Annotated in this window: 24 protein-coding genes and 1 other annotated feature (1 of these 25 cut by a window edge); of the genes, 21 read left to right on the forward strand and 3 right to left on the reverse strand. The window is 50.7% G+C overall.

What is annotated here, in order from left to right; genetic code table 11:
- The first annotated feature begins 32 nt into the window (after positions 1–32).
- From DWY84_RS12130 to cydC, 7 genes are all read left to right on the forward strand, one after another.
- Positions 33–812, forward strand: a complete 780-nt coding sequence (locus DWY84_RS12130) for a copper homeostasis protein CutC (protein WP_118533650.1) — start codon at positions 33–35, stop codon at positions 810–812.
- A gap of 52 nt (positions 813–864) precedes the next feature.
- Complete coding sequence (locus DWY84_RS12135; protein WP_118533684.1) at positions 865–1,437, forward strand: NUDIX hydrolase; 573 nt, start codon at positions 865–867, stop codon at positions 1,435–1,437.
- Between the two features lie 59 nt (positions 1,438–1,496).
- Complete coding sequence (locus tag DWY84_RS12140; RefSeq protein ID WP_118533651.1) at positions 1,497–2,993, forward strand: sulfite exporter TauE/SafE family protein; 1,497 nt, start codon at positions 1,497–1,499, stop codon at positions 2,991–2,993.
- 113 nt (positions 2,994–3,106) lie between these two features.
- Positions 3,107–3,811: a response regulator transcription factor gene (locus DWY84_RS12145; RefSeq protein ID WP_118533652.1), complete on the forward strand. Its 705-nt coding sequence runs from the start codon at positions 3,107–3,109 to the stop codon at positions 3,809–3,811.
- Positions 3,808–5,214, forward strand: a complete 1,407-nt coding sequence (locus DWY84_RS12150; RefSeq protein ID WP_118533653.1) for a HAMP domain-containing sensor histidine kinase — start codon at positions 3,808–3,810, stop codon at positions 5,212–5,214. The genes DWY84_RS12145 and DWY84_RS12150 overlap by 4 nt, the downstream gene beginning before the upstream one ends.
- 145 nt (positions 5,215–5,359) lie before the next feature.
- Positions 5,360–7,099, forward strand: a complete 1,740-nt coding sequence (locus DWY84_RS12155; RefSeq protein ID WP_118533654.1) for an ABC transporter ATP-binding protein — start codon at positions 5,360–5,362, stop codon at positions 7,097–7,099.
- A complete protein-coding gene (gene cydC, locus DWY84_RS12160) occupies positions 7,096–8,763 on the forward strand; it encodes a thiol reductant ABC exporter subunit CydC (protein WP_182434951.1) in 1,668 nt (555 codons plus the stop codon). Before DWY84_RS12155 ends, cydC begins: the two co-directional genes overlap by 4 nt.
- Here cydC and DWY84_RS12165 read toward each other — a convergent pair.
- Positions 8,760–9,875 carry a 5-methyltetrahydropteroyltriglutamate--homocysteine S-methyltransferase gene (locus tag DWY84_RS12165; RefSeq protein WP_118533655.1) on the reverse strand — a complete coding sequence of 372 codons (1,116 nt, stop codon included), beginning with the start codon at positions 9,873–9,875 and terminating at the stop codon, positions 8,760–8,762. The genes cydC and DWY84_RS12165 overlap by 4 nt on opposite strands.
- A 235-nt stretch (positions 9,876–10,110) precedes the next feature.
- On the opposite strand from DWY84_RS12165, the gene DWY84_RS12170 reads away from it, so the two are divergent.
- The gene (locus DWY84_RS12170; RefSeq protein WP_118533656.1) at positions 10,111–10,644 is read left to right on the forward strand and encodes a methylated-DNA--[protein]-cysteine S-methyltransferase; all 534 of its coding nucleotides are present in this window, start codon (positions 10,111–10,113) and stop codon (positions 10,642–10,644) included.
- A 1-nt stretch (position 10,645) separates the two neighbouring features.
- Here the strand turns inward: DWY84_RS12170 and DWY84_RS12175 are convergent, their stop codons facing one another.
- Positions 10,646–12,391, reverse strand: a complete 1,746-nt coding sequence (locus DWY84_RS12175) for an NFACT RNA binding domain-containing protein (protein WP_118533657.1) — start codon at positions 12,389–12,391, stop codon at positions 10,646–10,648.
- A 166-nt stretch (positions 12,392–12,557) separates the two neighbouring features.
- On the opposite strand from DWY84_RS12175, the gene DWY84_RS12180 reads away from it, so the two are divergent.
- The 10 genes from DWY84_RS12180 (at position 12,558) to DWY84_RS17435 (ending at position 19,930) form a co-directional block, all read left to right on the forward strand.
- Positions 12,558–13,436 (forward strand): YicC/YloC family endoribonuclease, encoded by an 879-nt coding sequence (locus DWY84_RS12180; protein WP_118533658.1) that lies wholly within the window; start codon positions 12,558–12,560, stop codon positions 13,434–13,436.
- A 173-nt stretch (positions 13,437–13,609) separates the two neighbouring features.
- The gene (gene gmk / locus DWY84_RS12185; protein ID WP_118533659.1) at positions 13,610–14,233 is read left to right on the forward strand and encodes a guanylate kinase; all 624 of its coding nucleotides are present in this window, start codon (positions 13,610–13,612) and stop codon (positions 14,231–14,233) included.
- 68 nt (positions 14,234–14,301) lie between these two features.
- Positions 14,302–14,628 carry a DNA-directed RNA polymerase subunit omega gene (gene rpoZ, locus DWY84_RS12190; RefSeq protein WP_118533660.1) on the forward strand — a complete coding sequence of 109 codons (327 nt, stop codon included), beginning with the start codon at positions 14,302–14,304 and terminating at the stop codon, positions 14,626–14,628.
- Positions 14,629–14,716: 88 nt separating this feature from the next.
- Positions 14,717–16,057: a 30S ribosomal protein S12 methylthiotransferase RimO gene (rimO, locus tag DWY84_RS12195; RefSeq protein ID WP_118533661.1), complete on the forward strand. Its 1,341-nt coding sequence runs from the start codon at positions 14,717–14,719 to the stop codon at positions 16,055–16,057.
- A complete protein-coding gene (gene pgsA, locus DWY84_RS12200; RefSeq protein ID WP_118533662.1) occupies positions 16,041–16,583 on the forward strand; it encodes a CDP-diacylglycerol--glycerol-3-phosphate 3-phosphatidyltransferase in 543 nt (180 codons plus the stop codon). Before rimO ends, pgsA begins: the two co-directional genes overlap by 17 nt.
- Positions 16,584–17,831: a competence/damage-inducible protein A gene (locus DWY84_RS12205; protein WP_118533663.1), complete on the forward strand. Its 1,248-nt coding sequence runs from the start codon at positions 16,584–16,586 to the stop codon at positions 17,829–17,831.
- A 20-nt stretch (positions 17,832–17,851) separates the two neighbouring features.
- Positions 17,852–18,178 (forward strand): hypothetical protein, encoded by a 327-nt coding sequence (locus DWY84_RS12210; protein ID WP_118533664.1) that lies wholly within the window; start codon positions 17,852–17,854, stop codon positions 18,176–18,178.
- A complete protein-coding gene (locus tag DWY84_RS12215) occupies positions 18,172–19,143 on the forward strand; it encodes a DUF2953 domain-containing protein (protein WP_118533665.1) in 972 nt (323 codons plus the stop codon). The genes DWY84_RS12210 and DWY84_RS12215 overlap by 7 nt, the downstream gene beginning before the upstream one ends.
- A 39-nt stretch (positions 19,144–19,182) precedes the next feature.
- Complete coding sequence (locus DWY84_RS12220) at positions 19,183–19,614, forward strand: GerW family sporulation protein (protein WP_118533666.1); 432 nt, start codon at positions 19,183–19,185, stop codon at positions 19,612–19,614.
- Positions 19,615–19,792: 178 nt separating this feature from the next.
- The gene (locus tag DWY84_RS17435; RefSeq protein ID WP_178716430.1) at positions 19,793–19,930 is read left to right on the forward strand and encodes a hypothetical protein; all 138 of its coding nucleotides are present in this window, start codon (positions 19,793–19,795) and stop codon (positions 19,928–19,930) included.
- 107 nt (positions 19,931–20,037) lie between these two features.
- Here the strand turns inward: DWY84_RS17435 and rpmB are convergent, their stop codons facing one another.
- A complete protein-coding gene (gene rpmB, locus DWY84_RS12230; protein ID WP_118533668.1) occupies positions 20,038–20,223 on the reverse strand; it encodes a 50S ribosomal protein L28 in 186 nt (61 codons plus the stop codon).
- A 313-nt stretch (positions 20,224–20,536) separates the two neighbouring features.
- On the opposite strand from rpmB, the gene DWY84_RS12235 reads away from it, so the two are divergent.
- The 3 genes from DWY84_RS12235 to recG all read left to right on the forward strand — a co-directional run bounded on the left by DWY84_RS12235 (position 20,537) and on the right by recG (position 24,848).
- Entirely contained in the window at positions 20,537–20,893 is a 357-nt protein-coding gene (locus DWY84_RS12235; RefSeq protein WP_118533669.1) for an Asp23/Gls24 family envelope stress response protein, read from the forward strand.
- Positions 20,894–20,906: 13 nt separating this feature from the next.
- On the forward strand, positions 20,907–22,604 hold the full coding sequence (locus DWY84_RS12240) for a DAK2 domain-containing protein (RefSeq protein ID WP_118533670.1): 1,698 nt from the start codon (positions 20,907–20,909) through the stop codon (positions 22,602–22,604).
- A gap of 171 nt (positions 22,605–22,775) precedes the next feature.
- On the forward strand, positions 22,776–24,848 hold the full coding sequence (gene recG / locus DWY84_RS12245; protein ID WP_118533686.1) for an ATP-dependent DNA helicase RecG: 2,073 nt from the start codon (positions 22,776–22,778) through the stop codon (positions 24,846–24,848).
- 154 nt (positions 24,849–25,002) lie between these two features.
- Positions 25,003–25,064 (forward strand) — a binding site (T-box leader); it runs 191 nt beyond the window's last position.

A 25,064-nucleotide genomic window follows, 5' to 3' on the forward strand; every position in this document is an offset into this window, starting at 1 on the left:
AAGGACATTGGTTTCATAGGAGATCTTAGTAAATGAAGGATTATATATTAGAGGTATGCGTGGACAGCGTGGAATCGGCACTGGCTGCCGAACGGGGTGGTGCAACACGCCTGGAATTGTGCGCTAACCTTGTAATTGGGGGAACGACGCCCGGCTATCCATTATTTGAGCAGGTAAAAAAAGAAACAGGACTGCCGGTCCGGACGCTGATCCGTCCAAGGTTTGGTGACTTTTTATATACGCAATATGAGCATCGGCAGATGCTTCAGGATATTCGCCATTTTGCGCAGGAAGGGGCAGAAGGAGTTGTGATTGGAAGCCTGAATGCAGATGGAACACTGAATACGGAGCAGATGCAGGAGATGATGGAAGCAGCAGGCAGCTGTGCAGTTACCATGCACCGTGCTTTTGATGTGTGTGCAGATCCGTTTGAAGCTTTGAAAAAGTCAGCAGAGCTGGGCGTGGATACGATCCTGACATCCGGTCAGGAGGCAGACTGCTTCGCCGGATGCTGGCTCCTTAAGAAGCTTGTGCAGCTTACAGATCAAAACTGGTCAGACAGCCGTAGAGTGACTATCCTTGCCGGGGCAGGCGTGACGTCTGCGAATATTGCAGAAATCGCGAAAAAAACAGGAGTGCGTGCCTTTCATATGTCCGGAAAAAGGCTGCTGGAGAGCGGTATGCGTTATCGGAATGAGCGTGTACATATGGGACTCGGGAGCCTGAGTGAATTTGAATGCTATCGCACAGATGAGGCAGAAATCCGCCGTGCTGCGGAAATTCTGCGGACTCTCGGTGAGGATGGCAGATGAGGCAGGATTTTGCGAAGCATTTTTACCAACCATGAAAAAGGAGCGTATTGGAATGGACAGACAGGAACTGATGGAGTCAATAAGGACATATCAGCCTTTTAACGAGCAGGAGGAAATGGACAAGTCCCTGATCCTGAATTGGATCGAGACTCAGGACGATGCATTTTCCCGGGATAATACCGTGGCACATATGACAGCCTCGGCCTGGGTGGTCAATAAGGATCGGAGCAGGGTTCTGATGGTGTATCACAATATTTATGATTCCTGGTCCTGGCTTGGCGGTCATGCAGACGGTGAGACAGATCTGCTGGCAGTGGCGATCCGGGAGGTGAAGGAAGAGGCCGGAATTTCCGGTGTGCGCCCGGTGTCAGAGAAAATTTTTTCTTTGGAATCTTTGACGGTAGACGGACATGTGAAGCGGGGAAAATATGTATCCAGCCATCTGCATTTGAATGTGACATATCTTCTGGAAGCAGATTCAGAAGAGCAGGTTTTCGTGAAGGAAGATGAGAACAGCGGTGTGAGCTGGTTTACGCCGGAGGAAGCCCTGAAGAAATCCACAGAGCTCTGGTTTGTGGAGCGGGTATATGGAAAGCTTGTGGAGAAGATGAAGAAAAACAGTTAGAATCCACATAAAAATCACACATCTTTCTGCTAAAATTCACGCCAGGAGGTGCGAATAACGTGAATATCAGCAGAAAAAGACTTTACATTGACGGTATGACGTGCGTTAACTGTCAGAATAAAATAGAACAGGTGTTAAAAAAGACACCAGGCGTTGAGAGTGCGAAGGTCAGTTATCAGAAGGGAACGGCAGACATTGCTTTTGATCCGGACTGGGTGACGCTGGAAGAACTCCGGCAGGTAATCCGTGGGGCAGGATATGAGGTTCTGTTGGAACCGGCTGTCAGAAAACCGGATTTCGGAAGGACAGCGACCCTTCTGATTCTGATCTTTTTTCTTTACCGGATGCTGCAGCACTCCGGCATTCTGAATTTGCTGGTTCCGAGTGAACTTGCGGATACCGGGATGGGATATGGGATGCTTTTTCTCATTGGAATCCTTACCTCGGTGCATTGCATTGCCATGTGCGGGGGCATCAATCTGTCCCAGTGCATTCCACGGAGCGCCGGAAAAGAGGACAGCAGATTTGGTGCATTTCGGTCTGCTGTTTTGTATAACCTGGGACGCGTGATTTCTTACACGGGAATCGGATTTTTGCTGGGACTTGCGGGAATGCTGGTCGGAGAAACCTATGGAGCAGGAATCTCTCCGTTTTTCCAGGGAATCTTAAAAATGGCTGCCGGTGTGTTCATGGTGATCCTGGGAATCAACATGCTGGGAATTTTTCCATGGCTGCGGCGGTTTCAACTGCAGCTTCCGCGGTTTCTGGTCAGAAACGTGAACCGGAAAAAGGCCGGAAGCAGTCAGCCATTTGTGATCGGTCTGTTAAATGGCATGATGCCATGCGGGCCGCTCCAGTCCATGCAGATCGTGGCGCTGGCATCGGCAAATCCATTTGCCGGAGCATTGTCCATGCTGGCATTCAGCCTGGGTACGGTACCGCTGATGCTGGGACTCGGTTCCTTTGTGGCTATGCTGGGAAAACGTCTTTCTGCAAAGGTGATGGAGACCGGCGCGGTTCTGGTGGTCGTGCTGGGCCTTGCGATGCTGTCCCAGGGAGGCAATCTGTCCGGGCTTTTTTACAGCGGAATGGAATGGAACGCGGCAGGGCAGCAGGTGTATGCAGTCTCCGGAGAGGCTGAACCGGATACAAGTGCTTCAGAAACGAATGATCTTGGTGCAACGGCTGAGGATGGAGTTCAGATCATAGAGAGCACACTCACTGGCGGCCGCTATCCGAATATTACCGTAACAGCAGGAATTCCGGTCCGTTGGATTATCCAAGTGCCGAAGGGAGCTTTAAACGGCTGCAATTACCGCATGCTGCTCAACGCCTACGGAATTACCCACACGTTTTCCGAAGGCGAAAATATCATTGAATTTACCCCGGAAAAGACAGGAACCGTTCCCTACACTTGCTGGATGGGCATGATTCGTGGTAATATTTTTGTGACAGATGGAACCGGTGAGGCACCGGAAATTTCTGACGCACAGCCGGATACCGGAGCTGGAAACTTTGGAAGTTCGGGTATGGGCTGCTGTGGAGGCGGTTTCTGATCTGTTTTCAGATGGTTCTGGCGGAAAAATAGAACTTACAGCAGAAAAGAACAGACGAAATTGCAGGAGAAAGCGGGATGCCAGAAGAGAGCGGAGTGTCAGGAGGAAGCAGGATGACGGGCGGGAAAAACATACTGGTTGTAGACGATGAACAAATGATCCGGGAGGCGCTGACCTCATATCTGGAAAAGCAGGGCTGCCATGTGTTTCAGGCGGAAACCGGGCGGGAAGCGCTGCAGGTCTTTCAGAGAGAATCGGTTTCGTTTGTGATCCTGGATCTGATGCTTCCCGACCTTTCCGGAGAAGAAGTCTGTATTCAGATCCGCAAAGAGTCCCGGGTGCCGGTCATTATGCTCACGGCAAAGACCATGGAAACAGATATGCTGAATGGTCTGGATATCGGGGCGGATGACTATATTACCAAGCCTTTCAGCCTGAAAAATCTGTATACCCGGATGCAGGCAGTCTGGCGGCGGACGCTGGAGCCTCCAGTACCTGTTTCCAGCCGTGTGTCCTGGAATCACGGTGATCTTGTGATCGACCAGGATCGAAAGGAGGTCTGCAAACAGGAGAAACCGATTGCGGTTACCCCCATCGAGTGGAAGCTTCTGAATGCTTTCACCCGGTATCCGCAGAAGGTATTCACACGGGAAGACCTCATTGAGCTGGCCTTCGGCCTGGATTTTTCCGGCTATGACCGGGTGATCGATACCCATGTGAAGAACCTGCGCAAGAAGCTGGAGGACGATCCCAAACAGCCGGTTTATATCTGCACGGTTCACGGAATGGGATATAAATTCGGAGGTTTTAGGGAATGAAACAGAAGATCAGCGCTCAGCTGGCAGCAGGCTTTGCCTTTATTGTCCTGATTACGGTTGCGGTTATCAGCGTCACGGCCAATGGCCTGATCAGCCGTCAGTTTGAGCAGTATGTGGCGCAGCAGCGGAAAATGTCATCGGAGCAGCTGGCCCAGTCCTTATCCTTTCAGTATCATGCGGAAGATGGAACCTGGAATGTAGACTATATCCATGGTCTTGGCATGTATGCCCTGAAAGACGGGTATCTGATCCGGCTGAGTGATGCAGAGGGTCAGGTGATCTGGGATGCGGAGAACCATGATATGACGCTGTGCCATCAGATCATGCAGGATATCCGTACACAGATGGCGGAAAAACGACCAGAGTTAGATGGGAATTTTGAAACGCACCATTATGAGGTAAAGCAGAGCAATGCGGTGATCGGATATCTCGATGTAAGCTATTACAGCCCTTACTATTTAAATGAGAGTGATTTCCGGTTCCTGGATTCTTTAAACCGGATTCTTCTGGTGGTGGGAATCTGTGCCGCAGTGGCTGCGGCTGCGGCAGGCGCGGTACTTGCAAAGAGTTTATCCGTTCCGTTGCTTAAGGTGACAGAAATGACCCGGAAAATATCAGAGGGAGATTATGGGATGCGTCTTGAAAATGGAAACAGGCAGACACAGGAGCTTGTGGAGTTAAGCAGCGCAGTCAATCACATGGCGGAGAGCCTGGAACGGCAGGAGACGCTTCGCAGGCGTTTGACTTCCGATGTGGCCCATGAACTCCGCACCCCGGTGGCGAATGTTTCCCTGAATCTGGAAATGATGCTGGATGAGGTCTGGGAACCAACGAAAGACCGGCTGCAGAGCTGCTATGAGGAGCTGGGCCGGATTTCTGGCATTATTTCTGATCTGGAGAAGCTCCGGCAGATGGAAACCGAAAATATGAATCTGGAACTGGAACCGGTGAATCTTCTGGAACTGGCGCAGGCCGTGGAGACAGCGTTTGAGCCGGACTTAAAAAAGAAAAAGCTCACCTGTGAAGTGAGCGGGGAAGCAGCGGCAGTGATGGGGGACCAGAGGCGGCTGCATCAGGTTATCTTCAACCTGGTTTCCAATGCGGTAAAATATTCCACCGAAGGTGGAACGATTCAGATCCGGGTGAAACAGGAGAAACACAAGGCAGTCCTGATCGTAGAAGATCAGGGAATTGGCATGGCAGAGGAAGAACTGCCACTGATCTTTGAACGGTTTTACCGGACTGATCTTTCCCGCAGTCGCAAAACTGGGGGAGCTGGAATTGGCCTTGCGATTGTGAAGGCCATCGTTCAGGCCCATCAGGGTACGGTGACAGTTACAAGTAAGGTGGGCTGTGGAAGCCGGTTTACGGTCACGCTGCCAGCGGGAGAGGAGACACGCTGAGCGTGGAAAAATAATCAATTATATTGCTGCATCTGGTGAAAACGGCTATACTAATAGATAAATGCGTTGCGGCAAAAGCGGAGCGGGAACGATCCCTGCGCCGCATATGCTGAGAAAATAAGAGAAAGTTGAGGGGAAACAAAACATGCTTTTCATGAACAAAACACTGCTGCGCCTGGCCCGGGGTCTCTGGCTCTGGATCCTGGCTATTGCCGGTGTGAGCTTTCTGACGCTGGTCGGTACTACAGCGCTGGCTGAGATCATTGCCGGATTCCTGAGCAGTCTGTTTGAGCCGCAGGAGGCGCTGTCATCGGCGGGCAGTGCCATCCGTGGGGCACTTCTGGTGGCACTGTTCACATTCTGTGCACAGATGGGGAAGGGACTGCTGGAATACAAGACAGCAGCCGAAGCGAGAACCAGTATGCGCCGTATGATCTTTTCCAGGGTACTGGAGCTGGATGCAGGAGGCATTGAAAAGATCGGACCGGTTTCGGCTATCACTGCTTCGGTGGATGCGGTGGAGCAGATGCAGATGTATTTCAGCACTTATCTGCCGAGCCTGATCTGCAGCATTCTGGCGCCGGTTTATCTGTTCTTTCATTTAAAAAACATTTCCATGCCGGTGGCTCTGCTGCTTTTGGCCGTTTCTCTGGTGTTGCTTCCGGTGAACAATCTGTTCCGCTGTCGGATTGAGCAGATCCGAAAGACTTACTGGAAATCCCTGGATGATATGACCGGCTACTATATGGACAGCCTGCGGGGACTGACCACGCTGAAGCTCTTTGACCGGGATCAGGAGCATTCCCGGATTTTAGGGGAGAAGGCAGATATTTTAAACTACAACATCAACTGTTTTATGAAGGTCAACTTTACGTCCTTTCTGGTAACGGAAGCCATGATTTACGCAGCGATTCTGTTTGCACTGGTAAATTCCGCTGGCCGCATTGCGGATGGCAGCATGACCATTGCTCAGGCTTTGATTGTGCTGATGCTTTCCTACAGCTATTTCTCTGCCGCAAAGGAGCTGATGAACGCTTCTCACAGCGCGCTGACAGCGATTGCAGCAGCGGGCAAGGTAGAAGAGATTCTGGATACTGACACATCCCGTCCTTATGATCCGGCCCTTCCGGCAGATCCGAAACAGTTCGAGGGAATCCGCATGGATCATGTTTCTTATGGCTATGAAGGCAGGAGCAGGGCCTTGCAGGATATTTCCCTGACGGTTCCGAAGGGAAAGACCGTGGCTATGGTGGGCTTATCTGGCTGTGGAAAGTCCACAACGGCGTCTCTGCTGATGCGGTTCTGTGATCCGTTATCTGGCAACATCTATATAGAAGGAAAAGACTATTGCAGCATGAAGCCGGAGGAGCTGCGAAAGCACATTGCCATGGTGCCGCAGCAGGTCAATCTGTTTTCCGGCACGATCCGGGAGAACCTGCTGTTAGCGGACCCGGGAGCAAAGGATGCTGCGCTTTTAGAGGCATTGGAAGAAGCGGGACTGGGCGCTTTTATCCGCTCCCAGAGTAAGGGGCTGGATTCCGATGTTGGAAATGCCGGAAGCTCTTTATCTGGCGGACAGCGCCAGAAGATGGGCATTGCCCGGGCGCTGCTTTCCAGGGCAGAGTATATGATCTTTGATGAGGCGACATCCAGCGTGGATCCGCAGAGTGAGAAAGAAATCTGGGAAACCATCGGACATCTGGCCGAGAGCCGGACGCTCATCATTATTTCCCACCGCATGTCCTCCGTGCAGAATGCAGACTGCATTTATGTGCTGAGAGATGGCAGGGTGGCCCAGCATGGGACCCATGAAGCCCTGATGGCAGAGGGGGGACTTTACAAAGAGCTGGTGGTACGCCAGCAGGCAATGGAGGTGGCAAAATGAAGCGAAAATTCAGTTATTCGATGAAAGAGATGAATTACCGCCTTCTGATGATGGGACGCCCAATCTGGAAATATATTGGCATCTCCACGCTGGCCAGTACCCTTGGAGCCCTGTCCCATATGGGACTGATGGGCTTTGGAGCCCTGTGGCTTCTGGCTGCGGCGGGATTTTGTGATGGAGCCGGAATTTATGCGGCCCTGACGGCAGTTTGCGCGGTTCTGATCGCGGTCTGCCGCTACTTGGAGGGTGTGTTTTCCCATCTGGGTGCTTATGGCATTCTGGCAAAGATGCGGGTGCATCTGTTCGATGCCATCGACCGCATCGCTCCGGCGTATCTGATCGGGCGGAAGACTGGTGATGTGATGAACATTGCGGTGTCGGACATTGAGACGCTGGAATACTTTTTTGCCCACACCATCGGGCCGATGGTTACGGTCATTCTGCTTCCGACGACAACGGTGGTGATCGCCTGGTGTGTAAATCCGCTGTATGCCCTGGTGCTGATCCCAATCTACCTGATCATCAGCGTGGTGCTTCCGCTTGTGGCATTAAAGGCAGGTAGGGGGATCGGCATGCGTTACCGGGAACAGCTGGGAGATTTGAAGTCTAAGATTCTGGAGAGTGTCTACAGCATCCGGGACATCCAGATTTTCGGCGCGGGACAGCGCCGGATGCAGGTGGTGGAACAGGCCAATGGGAAGGTGAATCAGGCAGCTCTGGGGCTGACTTTGCACCGCCAGACCATAGCATCCTTCCCGAACTTTTTTGTGTACCTGGCAAGAATCCTGATTCTGGTGTGTGCCGGCGTGCTGGCATCCCGCGGCATCAATCATCCGGTGGGAACCATTGCCCTGTCCTTTGCGGCAACGGCTTCTCTGTCCTCCACCTTCAGTCTGACCTTTGTGGTGACGAGCCTGCTGGAGAGCTATGCGGCGGCAGAACGTATCTTTAAAATTGAAGATGCAGAGCCGGAGACCAGGGAACCGGAGCATCCGATTTTCTGCGGCGAGATCGAGACCATTGAGTTCCGGGATGTGACCTTTACTTATCCGGGTACACAGAAAAATATCCTGGAGCATTTTGATTATATCATCAAAAAAGGGGACCGGGTCGGCATTGCCGGGGAGTCCGGTGCGGGAAAATCCACGATCCTGCGTCTGCTTCTGCGGTTTTATGCGCCGACAAAAGGGCAGATCCTTATCAATGGAATCCCGATTGAGCAGATCAGCTTTACGGAATTGCATCAGCGTATCGCGTTTCTGGAACAGGATACCTACCTGTTTGACGCGACGATCGCGGAAAATATTGGTATTGCAAAGCCGGATGCTGCGGTGGAAGAGATCAAAACCGCAGCAAAACGTGCCGGAATCGCAGAGTTTATTGAAACTCTGCCAGATGGCTATGACACCGATATGGGGCAGATGAGCGCGCGGCTTTCCGGCGGAGAGCGTCAGCGTATCGGCATTGCGCGGGTGCTTCTCAGAAATCCGGATGTCTGCCTGATGGACGAGCCGTCCAGCGCGCTGGATGCACTGCACGAGAAGGAATTGCTGCATACCCTGGAGACAGAGTACGCGGGAAAGACGCTGTTGTTGATTTCTCACCGTGCAAGCACGCTGACAGGTTGTGAGTGGATCCTGAATGCAGAGAAATTCCGGCATTAGTTCCAGACTTCCTCAGCGATTTCTTTCACGAGTGCCAGCTTCTTCCACTGATCCTCATCTGTTACAAGATTTCCTTCTTCGGTGGAAGCAAAGCCGCACTGCGGGCTTAAGGCCAGCTGCCCTAACGGCACATAGTTTGCTGCTTCATGAATGCGGGCAATGACGTCCTCTTTGTTTTCCAGCGTGGCTTCTTTGGAGGTAACAAGGCCGAGAACGACCTTCTGTTTGCCGATGTAGCGCAGCGGTTCAAAGCCGCCTGCGCGGTCACTGTCATACTCCAGGAAGAAACCGTCTACATTGCAGTGACCGAACAGGATCTCTGCTACTGGCTCGTATCCGCCGGAGGAGGACCAGGTGGAACGGAAGTTGCCGCGGCAGATGTGCATGGTAATGGTCATATCTTCAGGTTTTGCTTCCAGCACCTTGTTGAGTACGTAGACATATTTGCGTCCGATCTCATCGACATCGATGCCGCGCTCGGCATAGGCTTTGCGTTTCTCGGCAGAGCAGAACTCGCCCCAGGAGGTATCATCCAGCTGGAGATAGCGACAGCCTGCGGCATAGAATGCTTTTACGGCTTTCTGGTAAGCTGCGGCAAGATCATCTAACAGCACCTGCTCATCCTTGTAGCGCTCGATGGGCTGATAATTGGTCTCACGGATACAGCAGATCAGATGCAGCATGGACGGAGACGGGATGCACTGCTTCGGCTGAATGCCATCCGCAGTGATGCTCTTCAGGAAACGGAAGTGCTTCAGAAATGGATGGTCCTCCGGAAAGTCCAGCTTGTCCACAATTCTGACGGTTTCTGCCTTTGGCTGAAATCCCTTGAAGGCTACGGAAAAGTGCTCGGATTTGACTTTCTGAGTGCCGGTCAGTCCCCAGAGAAAGTCCATGTGCCAGAAGGAACGGCGGTATTCACCATCTGTGACAGTCTTGAGGCCAACGTGTTCCTCCTTCTGTACTAAACCGCGGATCTCAGTGTCCTCTACTTTAGACAGTTCTTCGGCGGAGATGGAACCGGATGCAAACTTTGCGCGGGCTTCGTGAATGGCAGCAGTGCGCAAGAAGCTGCCGACAATATCATAACGGTATGGAGCGGGATTTTTCATGTGTTCGTGTCCTTTCTGAGCTGCGAGATCATCCGTGGCTCATTTGTTTTTGTACGTTCACTATATAATCCCGCGGCGTGATTGTAAAATATGTAAAATATGTGGCTGGCCATAGGTTGAAACTATATCAAGACTTTATCAAGCTGGTGAACATGTGTTTACTATTTGGAAATATATATGATATCATTTGTAGTAAGTCAAGAAGAACGGAGCAATCGCAGAATCGGAGGAACATATGGGATACACTTGTACATACAAATCAGAATTGGGAGAAATTTTACTGGCTGCGGATGAAATCGGACTTACCGGCTTATGGTTTACCGGGCAGAAGTATTTTGCCAGTACACTTCCGGACGAACACATTTCCCGGGAAACACCGGTTTTGTCAGAAGCAAAAGAATGGCTGAATGTGTATTTTTCTGGAAAAGAGCCGGCCTTCACCCCGCCCCTTCATCCTGCCGGTTCAGAGTTCCGGCAGGCAGTATGGCAGATTTTATTGCAGATTCCATACGGGCAGACCACAACCTACGGGGAGATTGCCAGACAGCTGGCTGACGTGAAAAGGACTCCAGGTATGTCTGCGCAGGCCGTAGGCGGTGCAGTGGGGCATAATGCGATTTCCATTATCATTCCCTGTCACCGGGTGGTCGGAAGTAACGGCAGCCTGACGGGATATGCAGGTGGCATAGACAAAAAAGTGGCACTGCTGAAATTGGAGCATACGGATATGAGCCGCTTTTTCATTCCAAAGAAGGGAACGGCGCTGTAAGCTAACCGGTTACTTCCTGCAGCATCAGCCTCGGCTCTGCCATCAGCGAATAATTCGTATGGTAGATGACGAATCCCGGAGCGCCTCCGGCAGATTTTTTCACATGCTTTCTCTGAATATAGTCGATCTCGACCTTATCATTGTCCCGGCCTTTGGAGTACCAGGCAGCCAGGGCAGCGGCTTCCTCAAAGGTACGGTCCGGCAGCTCTTTGCCCTCGGTCCGGACTACTACATGGGAACCCGGAATTCCTTTGGCATGGAACCACCAGTCATTGCCATTGGCAATTTTGAAGGTCACTTCCTCGTTCTGGTAGTTGTTCTTTCCAACATAAATATCGAAGCCGTCTGTGGAGCGGTAGTGATACGGACGGCTGGTGATCTTCGGCTTTTTGGCACCGTAGGGACGTTTCTTCACAAAGCCGAATTCCATCAGCTCTTCCTTGATCTGTACCAGATCATCCTCCTTCAGTGCGATATCCAGGGCGGTACTGATGGATTCTAAGTGGTCGATTTCCTGCTTTGTCTCTAAGGTCAGGTCACTCAGGGCCTCGAAGGTACGTTTCAGCTTATTATATTTCGCAAAGAATTTCTGGGAGTTTTCCTGTGCGGAAAGCTGCGGATCCAGCGGGATCCTTATCTCTTCATTGGTATAGTAATTCAGGCATTTCAGCTCTTTTTCCCCGCCCTTTAACTCATAACCGTAGGTATTTAACAGCTCGCCGTATACCTTATATTTGTCACGCTTTTCGGTATCCTTTAACTGCTTTTCCTGCAGGTCGTATTTTTTATAGTTTCGCTCCAGGGCAGTCTGGACGATCTTTCTTAGGTCTACGGATTTCTGGCGGATGCGGGTCACAGCGCTCTTCTCGGAGTAGTAGGAGTCTAATAGGCGGCTGATGGATCCGAAGGGTTTTGTCTGATACTCCGCGGATTCATAGCAGGTCAGCGGTACGGAAGAAAATTCCACCGGCTCCTCACCGCGGTAGATGATGTTCGGCGTAAACCTGCCGTTTTTGACATCCTCCATCAGCAGATCAAACATGTGGTATAAATGAGTCAGCTCTGCCGGAGAAAGCTCGTTGGCGGAACGGTCCCCGTCAATGGAGGCGAGATGGCAGATTTCCGTGCCGATGATGGGACTGATTCCGGTAAGTTTCTGATACAGGGCCTTCTGAACCGGAGCCGGGGTGCTGCCTATGACATTTGCAAAGGTCTCCTCGGAAATGGTGAGGGGGTCTTCTTTATCGGTGGTGTGCGGGATGAAATACATCCGGCCCGGCAGAACCTCGCGCACGGAGCTGACCTGGGCGGAGACATGCTTGATGCTGTCTAAGATGGTGCCGTCTTCCTTGCAAAAGATAATGTTGCTGTGCTTGCCCATCAGCTCAATGATGAGGCGCTTCCTCCTCAGATCTCCCAGCTCATCGAGATGCTCGATCTCAAACTCGATGATACGCTCAAGTCCCGGCTGGGATACTTTGACGATGCGCCCGGTTCCGATGTGTTTTCTCAGCAGCATGCAGAAGTTCGGTGCGGTCAGCGGGCTTGGCTTGTTGGTCTCGGTGAAGTATACCAGGGGCAGGCTTGCGCTGGCCGATACCGAGAGACGCAGGGTTTCTTTATTATTTTTTACCGTGAACATCAGCTCATCCTTCTCCGGCTGGGCAATCTTGTTGATCTTGCCGCCCTCTAATTTCTGCCGGATATCATGGACCAGGTTCGCGATTACAATTCCGTCAAATGCCATGTTATAATACAGCTCCTTTATATGAAGTGGATATTACGATTCTTCCAATTATACAGGATTCCATGAAAATTTACAAGAACGCAAAACCGATTGCCACGAAGCCGTTGACTTGTTTTTCCATTTGAATTATAATACTTTTATCTATGGCAAAGGAGTAGAGGACATCATGATAAAGAGCATGACCGGATTCGGCCGGTGCGAGATTGTCACTGCGGAATGCAAGATTTCCGTAGAAATGAAGGCGGTCAACCATCGCTATCTCGATTTAAGCATCAAGCTGCCAAAGAAGTTCAACTACTTTGAGGCAGGCATCCGCAATCTGTTAAAAACTTATATTCAGCGCGGAAAGGTCGATGTATTCATCAACTACGAAGACTACACAGAAGAGAAGATGTGCTTAAAGTATAACAGCTCCCTTGCTGCAGAGTATATGAGCTGCTTCAAACAGATGGAAGAACAGTTTGGCATCAAAAACGATGTTACCGTATCAGGACTGGCCCGTATGCCGGAGGTCCTGACCATGGACCAGGTCCAGGAGGATGAAGACCGGATCTGGCAGCAGCTTTCAGGAGCCGTCGAGGAGGCCGCAAAGAAATTTGTGGATTCCCGCGTTCAGGAGGGCGAAAAATTAAAGGAAGATCTGCTTGGCAAGCTGGCTTACATGAGCAGTCTGGTGGCTTTTATCGAGGAACGTTCCCCGGTCATCCTGACCGAATACCGCCAGAAGCTGGAGGATAAGGTCAGGGAGCTTCTGGGCAGCACCCCGCTTGATGAGGGGCGCATTGCTACCGAGGTTACCATCTATGCCGACAAGATTTGTGTAGATGAGGAGATGGTACGTCTCCACAGTCATATTGATGCTACCAGAAAAGAGCTGGAAGCAGGCGGCAGCGTAGGCCGCAAGCTGGACTTTATCGCACAGGAGATGAACCGTGAGGCCAATACCACACTGTCCAAATCCACCGATCTGGAGATTTGTGATAAGGCCATTGCATTAAAGACTGAGATCGAAAAAGTCAGAGAGCAGATTCAGAACATTGAATAATCGTAAATGTTCAGTAGGTCTGCGCATTTACTGCGCTGACCGTAAGAAAACATAGGCGGGTAGGCAAAAATCCCATTGCCGCAGGCAATTTTTCATGGATTTTTGCTCGTGACTGTGAAGATACTGAACAGTTATGAATAATCACAGAACCAGGAAAGAATCGAGGATTAAGTATGAGCCGTAAGGGAATTTTAGCGGTTGTTTCCGGCTTTTCGGGAGCAGGAAAAGGCACTTTGATGAAAGCACTGCTTTCAGAGCATGCAGACCAGTATGCGTTATCTATTTCGGCCACTACACGCGGACCGCGTGAGGGTGAGGTGGATGGAAGAGAGTATTTCTTCAAAACGAAGGAGCAGTTTGAGCAGATGATCGCGGAAGACGCGCTGATTGAGCATGCCTGCTATGTAGGAAACTATTACGGGACTCCGAAGAGCTATGTCATGGAGCAGCTGGAGGCCGGAAAGAACGTCATTCTGGAAATTGAGATCCAGGGCGCGCTTGCTGTCAAAGAAAAGTTCCCGGACACTCTGCTTTTATTTGTAACACCGCCAAGTGCCCAGGAGCTGGAGCGCAGACTGCGGGGCCGCGGAACGGAAACAGACGAGGTCATCAAAAGCCGCTTAAAACGCGCGGTGGAAGAGGCTGAGTTCATGGACCGCTATGACTACATTCTGGTAAATGATGAGCTGGAGACCTGTGTGCGGGAAATGCATGAGCTGATTCAGGCGCAGCGCCACAAGACCTCCCAGAATCAGGAGTTTATCGTGGAAATGAAAGAGGATTTAAAACAGTTTTAAATGCGGCTGTTTTTATCATAAAACTATTATACAAGATTAAGAAGATATCCCCAGAAAGGAGTTTTATTATGTTACATCCATCTTATACAGATTTGATCAACGCAGTAAACAGCGAGGTTGAGCCGGGTGAGCAGCCGGTCGTGCAGAGCCGTTATTCCATCGTTCTTGCAACCTCCAAGCGTGCAAGACAGATCATCGGCGGAGATGAGCCGCTCATTGCGAGAGCAGCAGGCAAAAAGCCGCTTTCCATCGCAGTTCAAGAGCTTTACGAGGGTAAGGTAAAAATCCTCGGCGATAACGATGCCGAAGAAGAGGAAGAGGCAAAAGCGATCGAAGCCGCAGCAGACGGAGATCCGGAAGCATTCGGAATAGAAGCTGAGCAGGTTGAGGAGTAGAAATAAAAGTATAACGGGATAAAAGAAAGGAGAAGGCCGTCTCATATGTCAGAGATGGCTTTTTCCATAAAACAGGAGTTTGGAATTTATGAAGATTTTATGTGTTTCTCTTGGCTGTGACAAGAACCTGGTTGATACTGAGATGATGCTCGGGCTTTTAAACCGGGACGGCCATACCTTTACAGACGATGAAAACGAGGCAGATATCATTGTGATCAATACCTGCTGTTTCATCAATGACGCAAAAGAAGAGAGTGTGAACACCATCCTGGAGATGGCAGAACTGAAAAAGACCGGAAAATGCAAGGCACTGATCGTGACCGGCTGCATGGCCCAGCGTTACAAACAGGAGATCATCGATGAAATCCCGGAGGTAGACGGTATTCTTGGAACCTCCACTTACGATGAGATTTCCAATGTGTTAAAGCAGGCCCTTGGAGGTGAGGGACACGTCAGCTGTTTCCACGATCTGAATGCGCTTCCGGAGGTGGAGACCTCGCGTATCATTACCACAGGCGGTCATTACGCGTTTTTAAAGATCGCGGAAGGCTGTGATAAACACTGTACTTACTGCATCATCCCGAGCCTGCGCGGCAATTACCGCAGCGTGCCGATGGAGCGCCTGTTAAAAGAGGCAAACGAGCTGGCAGACCAGGGTGTCCGCGAGCTGATTCTGGTAGCGCAGGAGACTACCCTGTACGGCGTGGATTTGTACGGAAAGAAGATGCTTCCGGAGCTGCTTCACAAGCTGGCCGAGATCCCGGGCATTTACTGGATCCGGATTCAGTACTGCTATCCGGAGGAGATCACCGATGAACTGATTGAGGCCATTCGTACGGAAGAAAAGGTCTGCCATTATCTGGATGTTCCGATCCAGCATGCCAGCGACCGTATCTTAAAGCGCATGGGACGCCGTACCAATCAGGCACAGCTTCGCGAGATCATTGGAAAGCTTCGTGCCGCAGTCCCGGATATTGCGCTTCGCACAACCATGATCTCCGGCTTCCCGGGCGAGACCCAGGAAGATCACGAAGAGGTCATGCGCTTTGTAGATGAGATGGAGTTCGAGCGTCTTGGCGTATTTACCTACTCAGCAGAGGAAGATACTCCGGCGGCAGCTTTCCCGGATCAGATCCCGGAGGAGGTGAAGGAGGAGCGCCGCGACGAGATCATGGAGCTCCAGCAGGAAATTGCCTTTGAAAAGTCCGAATCCATGGTAGGACGAGTTCTGGATGTTATGATCGAGGGCAAGGTGGCTGACGAAGCTGCTTATGTGGGAAGAACCTACATGGATGCCCCGAATGTAGATGGATATATCTTTGTTAACAGTGGTGAACTCTTTATGTCCGGTGATTTTGTCCGGGTGAAGGTCACTGGTTCCAATGACTATGATCTGATCGGGGAGGTATACGATGAATCTGCCGAATAAACTGACCGTGCTGCGGGTGATCATGATCCCGTTTTTTGTAGTCAGCCTGCTGGCATTTCACGGTGAGGTACGCCTGCTTCGCAACCTGGCGGCTGCCATCTTCATTGTAGCCAGTCTCACTGACATGCTGGATGGAAAGATTGCAAGAAAATATAACCTGGTAACAAATTTTGGAAAATTTATGGACCCGCTTGCGGACAAGCTTCTGGTCTGTTCCGCGCTGATCTGTCTCATTGAACTGGGACAGCTTCCGTCCTGGATGGTGATTATCATCGTCAGCCGGGAATTCATCATCAGCGGTTTCCGTCTGATTGCGGCTGAGCAGGGTATTGTCATTGCTGCCAGCTATTGGGGCAAATTCAAGACCACATTCCAGATGATCGCAGTCATCTTAATGATCGTGAATCTTCCGGTCCTGCACATCCTGACGGTGGCCTGCACCTGGATCGCCCTGGTGCTGACTGTGGTTTCACTGGTGGATTACATTGCAAAGAATCATAAAGTGCTTACAGAGGGGGCAATTTAAATGGTAGTAGAACTGATTTCAGTCGGAACAGAGCTTCTGCTCGGAAACATTGTGAATACCAACACCCAGTTTCTTGCAGAAAAATGCGCGCTTCTGGGTCTGACCATGTATCACCAGGTGACAGTCGGAGATAACCACGACCGCCTGGCTGAGGTAATCCGGACGGCACTGAAGCGCTCGGATGTCATCATCCTGACCGGCGGTCTTGGACCGACTGAGGACGATCTGACCAAAGAGGTCTGTGCGGAGGTAATGGGCTTCCCGCTGGTGGAGGATACGCATACCCATGAACGGATTGAGGAGTATTTCCGGAACAACATTTATAAGGTGATTCCGGACAATAACTGGAAGCAGGCCATTGTTCCGGCTGGCTGCATCGTTCTGGACAATGATAATGGTACCGCGCCTGGACTGATCCTGGAGAAATACGGCAAGTCTGCCATTCTTCTTCCGGGACCGCCAAACGAGCTGTATCCGCTGTTCATGAATCAGGTATATCCGTATCTGCAGAAGCTGCAGCCGGAGGTGATCCGCTCCCAGATGGTGAAGATCTGTGGTGTGGGAGAGAGCCAGGTGGAAGACAAAATTCTGGATCTCATCGACAAACAGCAGAATCCGACCATTGCCACCTACGCGAAGACTGGCGAGGTACACATCCGCGTGACGGCAAAGGCAGCGACCGAAGAAGACGCCAAGAAACTGGTGAAGCCGGTGGTAAAAGAAATCAAAAACCGTTTCGGGGACTATGTCTACTCTACGAAGGAAGAGGAGACGCTGGAGCAGGCTGTGGTCAGGCTGTTAAAGAAATACGAACTGACGGTGACGACTGCGGAGTCCTGCACCGGTGGACTGCTGGCTGGCCGCATCATCAATGTGCCGGGAGCTTCCGAGGTTTACAACGAGGGTTTTATCACATATTCCAATAAAGCAAAACGCAAGTATCTGGATGTCAGCAAGAGTACGTTAAAGAAGTATGGTGCAGTCAGTGAGCAGACCGCCAGAGAGATGGCAACTGGCGGTGTGTTTGCTACCGATTCCGATGCCTGTGTGGCTGTCACCGGCCTGGCTGGTCCGGACGGCGGCAGTGAGGAAAAGCCGGTTGGTCTGGTTTACATTGCGACTTACATGAAGGACAAGGTCAATGTCCAGAAATATCAGTTTAAGGGCAACCGGGCTAAAATCCGGGAGCAGGCGGTCGTGAAGGGACTGGATCTTCTGCGCCGTTCCATTCTGGATAATTATCGCTAGGAAAAGATGGAGAAGATGCGATGCAGTGGTACAGTCATTTGTATGTTGGGAAAAAGGCAAAGCGGCACCGGTATGCCATCATTCAGGGCATCCGGGAGGAAAAGCTGCAGCCGGAGGTTTATGTGATTACTTCCCCGCAAAATGGAGAGAATCTCTGTGACATCTATCCGTCCGCAATGCTTCTGTTTCCATCGGAAAAGAAAAAAGAGCGCATGATCCTGGGAATCGCGGTGACCTACTGGGAGGCCCTGGAGGTGGCGCGCCGGATGGTGGATGATCTGTATCAGAAAACAGGAGAGGTATCAGCGGAGGCCTTTGCCCGCTTTACAGGAATTGACGTATGGTAGCAATCGTACTGGGAATCTTAAAAATAATCGGGATTTTGCTCCTGATCATTCTGGGCCTGATCCTGTTTGTGCTATTCAGCGTGCTGCTTGTGCCGGTCCGGTATCGGGCGGAGGGCAGCATTTATGAGCATTTGAAGGGCAGTGCCTCGGCAAGCTGGTTTATGCGCCTCATTTCCATAAAGGTTTCCTATGACGGGGAAGCACAGATGGATTTTCGGATTCTGTGGTTTCATCCGGGCAGAGGAAAAGATGGGGAGGCAGAAAATGCTCTGGAACAGGAACTGGCGGAGCGGGTGGAAACCGCGGAAGTGAAGCCGGAACAGGTGAAAACAGAGCGGACGGAACGTGCAGAAACGTGTGAAACGGAAGTATATTCTGAGACTGCGAAATCAGAGGCAGCTGTGCAGAAAACAAAAATCGGGGAAACTCCGAAAATTCCTGAAACAGAGACGCCGGATAACGTAGATCTGAAATCGAAAAAATCAAGTTTCCTTCTGTCCGCGATTCCGGAACGAATTCGCAAGTGTATAGCAAACCTGAAAGCTAGGATTCACAGAATTTCCCAAAGGTTCAAAAAAATTGCCAGGAAATTCAGACAAAGAAAAAAACAGTGGGAGACAATCTTGACTTTTATCCGGGATGAGGAAAATAAAAAAGCTTTCCGCCTGGCCAAACGGCAGATTTTTGCTCTCATCCGGCATGTACTGCCGCAAAAACTGGAAGGAAAAATTCATTTTGGCTTTGGTGATCCGTATACGACCGGCCAGGTTCTCACCTGGATCAGCCCGTTTTATGGACTGTATGGCCGGCATGTTCAGGTGTGCCCGGATTTTATGGAGCCATGCCTGGATGGAGAACTGAAATTGAAGGGACGCATCCGTCTGGGAACACTTATATTTCTGGCATTCCGGATGTTTCAGAATAAACAGATCCGTTTGTGGGTCAAAAAATGGCGGGAATCTTAAGACCTGGAGTGTCGGGCCGTCCGCATAAAGGAGGATTATATGGCAGAGAATCAATTTGTTTCAACGGTAGAGGCCCTGTTTAAGGGGATGGATCAGTTTGTAACGACAAAGACTGTGGTGGGAGATGCCGTGAAGGTAGACGATGCCATCATCCTTCCGCTGGTAGATGTGACCTGCGGCATGGCAGCTGGTTCCTTTGCGGACAACGCAAAGCATAACGGTGGCGGCGGTATGAGCGCCAAGATGAGTCCCAGCGCGGTTCTTGTGATCCAGAATGGTGTGACCAAGCTGGTGAACATCAAGCAGCAGGATGCGGTGACCAAGGTTCTTGACATGGTGCCGGATTTTGTGAATAAGTTTGTTGGCGGAAAGCAGGAAGAAACGGTTTCGGAAAAAGCGATGGAAACGGCGCAGGAGATTGCCGTGGCCAGTGAAGAAGCAGAGAAACATACGGAAGAAAAGACCGAATAATCTGCGGAGGCTTATCACGCGCGGATTACAGAATACGAAGAGAACAATGAGCATTTGGCATAAGCCCTGGTTCATACCTTGTGGGATACGGCATATACTGATAGTGAAAACTTACGCTGCTGTTTCTGCGTCAGACGATGATGCAGAAATGGCTGTGTTTTTATATCGGGAGGCCGCCATGAGGCGTGTTCTGGGGCTTATGCTTTTTTGTTTTGGAATCGGAATGACGCTTCTTTTGTTTATTCCGGAGACGTTGTCTACGCTGATCTTTATTATCGGATGCCTGACCCTTGGGTATTATCTGTTTTGCGGATGAGATAAATGCGAAAAACAGCAGAAATTTGCGAAATTAGAAGATTTACAGAAATCCTGAAACGAAAAAGAGGACATGTCAAACGACATGTCCTCAGCATTCAGTTCCAATTATGCTCTTTCAACTAAGCCAGAACGTAAGCAAGAAGTACATACATACATCTTCTTAGCTCCTCCATTAACTTTAACCTTAACGGATTTAACGTTTGCTTTCCAGATCGCGTTGGATCTTCTATGGGAGTGGCTCACGTTATTTCCGAAGTGAGCAGCCTTTTCACAGATTGCACATTTAGCCATGATTGCACCTCCTTAACCGGTACTTGGTCCCGTAAGGAACCACAACATAAAGTATGATAGCAGAAAGTCTTTATTTTGGCAAGTGAAATTTCACATTTTTTTGAGAAATTTGTGAGGAACCAGGAGAAATTGGGAAAAACGTGGAAATAATTTTCCGAAAAATGTTTTCGAGGAAAGTCCTAATGGACATAAATAAGGATGTATGGTATGATTAATTAGTTAAATAATGCCTTTTTCTAAAATGGCATAGCAGAAAGCAATGCCGCAGAGCTTTTCATTCTGCGGCAAATAAGATAGATATGGAGGGGTTTCTATGAAGGGACGCATCAATAACAAACTGGGCGAGATTCAGATTAGCTCCGATGTCATTGCCATGTACGCAGGCATGACGGCCGTAGAGTGTTTTGGTATTGTTGGTATGGCAGCTGTCAGCATGAAAGACGGACTGGTTAAGCTGTTAAAGCGCGAGAGCCTGACCCACGGAATCACCGTGGTGGTGCAGGACAACCATATTTCCATTGATTTTCATGTAATCGTGGCATATGGTGTCAGCATCTGCGCGGTATCAGACAACCTGATCGCAAGTGTAAAATACAAAGTAGAAGAATTCACCGGCATGGAGGTTGATAAGATCAACATTTATGTAGAAGGTGTACGAGTTATCGATTAAGGAGGACCTGACGGTGAGTGTAAAGGTAATAGACGCCCGTCTGATGCAGAAGGCATTTCTTGCCGGAGCAAAGGGATTAGAAGCAAAAAAAGAATGGATCAACGAGTTAAACGTATTTCCTGTGCCGGACGGTGATACCGGAACCAACATGACCATGACGATCATGTCTGCGGCAAGAGAAGTGGCAGCAGTAGAGAACCCGACTATGGATTCCCTGGCCAAGGCTATTTCTTCCGGTTCCCTGCGTGGCGCGCGCGGAAACTCCGGCGTTATCTTATCCCAGCTGTTCCGCGGTTTTACCAAGGAAATCAAAGGAAAAGAGACTGTAGATGTCAAGACCCTGGCACAGGCGTTCGTTCATGCAACGGAGACTGCTTACAAGGCTGTTATGAAGCCGAAGGAGGGCACCATCCTCACAGTGGCGAAGGGCATGGCTGATAAAGCAGTAGAGGTTGCTGAGGAGACCGACGATGTATTAGAGTTCGGCGGCAAAGTCATTGAGCACGGTGACTATGTACTGAGTCAGACCCCGGAGATGCTTCCGGTATTAAAGCAGGCTGGTGTGGTAGACTCCGGCGGCCAGGGCCTGATGCAGGTATTAAAGGGCGCGTTTGACGGCTTAAGCGGCAAGAAAGTAGATATTACGGTTCCGGACGCAAAACCGGTCAGCGCAGCTGCATCCGAGACAAAGGGCGCAGCATCCACTGATATCGACACGGCTCATATCAAATATGGCTATTGCACCGAGTTTATCATCAATCTGGAGAAGCATTACGATGAGAACAGCGAGCATGAGTTCAAGGCTTACCTGGAGTCCATCGGTGATTCCATTGTTGTTGTTTCCGATGATGATATCGTAAAAGTACACGTTCACACCAACGATCCGGGTCTTGCCATCCAAAAGGCGCTGACCTTTGGTTCCCTGTCCCGCATGAAGATCGACAACATGCGCGAGGAGCATCAGGAACGCGTGATTCAGGACGCAGAGCGCAAGGCAGCAGAGCAGAAGGCCGAGGAAGAAAATGCTGAGGCAGCAAAGCATGAGCCGAGAAAGGCGTATGGTTTCATTGCCGTATCCGTGGGAGATGGACTGGGCGAGATTTTTAAGGGCATTGGAGCCGACTATCTGATCGAAGGCGGACAGACCATGAATCCGAGCACCGAGGATATGGTCAATGCCATTGAGCATGTGAATGCAGATACCGTTTACATTCTGCCGAACAACAAGAACATCATTCTGGCTGCAGAGCAGGCAAAGTATCTGGTGGAGGACAAGCAGATTATTGTAGTTCCGTCCAAGACGGTGCCCCAGGGCATTACCGCACTGATCAACTTTATCCCGGACCAGACTCCGGAGGAGAACCTGGCAGCCATGGTAGAGGAGATGGGCCGCGTGAAGACCGGCCAGATCACTTATGCGGTCCGCAATACTGTTATCGATGATATGGAGATCCATGAGGGCGATATCATGGGAATCGGCGATCACGGCATGCTGGCTGTCAGCACCAGTCTGGAGAAGGCCACCATTGATACCTTAAAGGCCATGCTGGATGAGGATTCCGAGCTGGTTACCGTGTACTACGGAAGTGATGTCACCGCAGAGGACGCAGAGGCCCTGACTGCAAAGCTTCAGGAAAGCTGCCCGGATGTGGAAATTGAGCTTCAGGAGGGCGGTCAGCCGATTTACTATTACCTGATTTCTGTGGAGTAGTCAAAAAGCACGTACAGCTGGAAATAGAAACTGTGCTGTAAGGTGGAATATGAGGGGAGTTGTCTTTTGGGGATGACTCTCCTTTTGTGTTATATGCTGCGGAACGATGCTTTTGACGCGGTATATTTTGTGCCAGCAGAATCTGGATTATGGAACGAGGAGAAAAAAACTATGAATCAGCAACCCATCACAAGTCTGAAAGGAATTGGAGAAAAAACCGCAAAGTTGTTTGCGAAGCTGGGCGTGGAGACGGTGGAGGAGCTGCTTCACGATTACCCGCGGGCCTACGATGCCTATGAGGAGCCGGTGCCTATTGGAAAACTGCGGGAAAAAGAGATGTTTGCGGTATCCGGCCAGCTTATGAAAACACCGTCCGTGCGCCGGTTTAAAAATATTCAGGTTATCATTACCGATGTGCGGGATATGACCGGAGCCTTGCAGCTGACCTGGTACAATATGCCTTATCTGCGCAATGTCCTGCAGATGGGCCAGATCCTCATATTCCGGGGCCGCGTGGTGAAGAAGAGCGGACGGCTGACCATGGAGCAGCCAGATGTATTCACACCGGAACAGTACCGGAGGATCATGCATTCCATGCAGCCGGTGTACGGCCAGACAAAGGGCCTGGGCAACAAGGCTATTACTCGGGCGGTGCAGCAGGCGTTAGAGCAGCGTCAGATGGAGCGGGAATACTTACCGGAAGAACTGCGCAGCCGCTACGAACTGGCAGAATATAACTATGCCATTGAGCACATCCATTTTCCAGCGGATAAAAAAGAACTGCTTTTTGCCAGAAAACGTCTGGTGTTTGATGAGTTTTTGTTCTTTCTGCTTTCCGTACGCCGCTTAAAAGAAAAACGGCAGGATCTGAAAAGCAAATATGTGACACCGCGGGCGCCGGAGGTGGACAAGCTTCTGGCATCCCTGCCCTATGAGTTAACCGGAGCCCAGAAAAAGGTACTGGAGGAAGTACGGAAGGATATGGAGAGCGGCCTGGTCATGAACCGGCTGGTACAGGGCGATGTGGGTTCCGGAAAGACAATCGTGGCGGTGCTGGCGCTTCTGGAAACGGCCATGAATGGCTGTCAGGGTGCTATGATGGCACCGACAGAGGTCCTGGCAAAGCAGCATTACGAATCCATCACGGAATTGTTTGCCACATATGGAATTGAAAAACAGGTGGTGCTGGTGACCGGTTCCATGACCGCGAAGGAAAAACGCATTGCCTACGAGAAGATTGCGTCCCATGAGGCAGACATCATTGTGGGGACCCACGCCCTGATTCAGGAGAAGGTGCATTATGACCGTCTGGCGCTGGTCATCACCGATGAGCAGCACCGGTTTGGCGTAGGACAGCGGGAAGCCCTGGGCAACAAGGGCAGCAAGACGGACCCGGAGCTGACCCCTCATGTACTGGTTATGAGTGCCACCCCGATTCCGCGGACCCTGGCTATCATTCTGTATGGGGATCTGGACATTTCCATTATCGATGAAATGCCGGCAGAGCGTCTGCCGATTAAAAACTGTGTGGTGAACACCGGGTACCGGGATAAGGCATACCAGTTCATTGCCAGAGAGGTGGCAGCCGGGCGTCAGGCTTATGTGATCTGTCCGATGGTAGAAGAGAGTGAGATGATCGAGGCAGAAAATGTGCTGGATTACACAAAGCTGTTGCGGGAAAAGCTGCCCGCAGGCATTACTGTGGAGTATCTGCATGGCAAAATGAAGGGGAAGGAGAAGAACCAGATCATGGAGCGCTTTGCCTTCGGAGAGATTCAGGTGCTGGTCTCTACCACAGTTGTGGAGGTCGGTGTCAACGTGCCGAATGCCACCGTCATGATGATCGAGAATGCCGAGCGTTTTGGCCTGGCCCAGCTTCATCAGCTGCGTGGCCGTGTAGGCCGTGGCGCGCACCAGTCCTATTGCATTATGGTCAACTGCTCCGATCAGGATGGAACCCAGGAGCGCCTGGACATCCTAAATCGCTCCAACGATGGCTTTTACATTGCTTCTGAGGACTTAAAACTGCGTGGCCCCGGTGACTTCTTCGGCCTGCGCCAGAGCGGCGACATGGAATTTAAGATCGCGGATATCTTTACCGACGCCAATCTGTTAAAGACCGTATCCGAAGAAGTAAACCGCATCCTGGAACGCGATCCGAACCTGGAGCAGGAAGAATACTGGGCGTTAAGAGAACGGTTGGATGTATATTTAAGTAAAAGTTACGACAAACTGAATCTGTAGTTTAGCCAGTAACGTAGACAGGGGAGTGCCGTGAAATAGGACCCAGAACTGTCGGGTTCTGTTTCGTGGCACTCCCCTGTCGGACCGATTGCAAATTGTCTGAAAAAAGTGGTTGACAAATCCATTCTGCCGCATTATGATAAGTACCAACAACGACAAACCGATGAGAAAGAGGAGTAAGCACTTCGCTGATATCACAGAGAGCTGCAGGTGGTG

The organism is Clostridium sp. AF27-2AA, from assembly GCF_003478505.1.
In the GTDB taxonomy this organism is placed as follows: Bacteria; Bacillota; Clostridia; order Lachnospirales; family Lachnospiraceae; genus Brotaphodocola.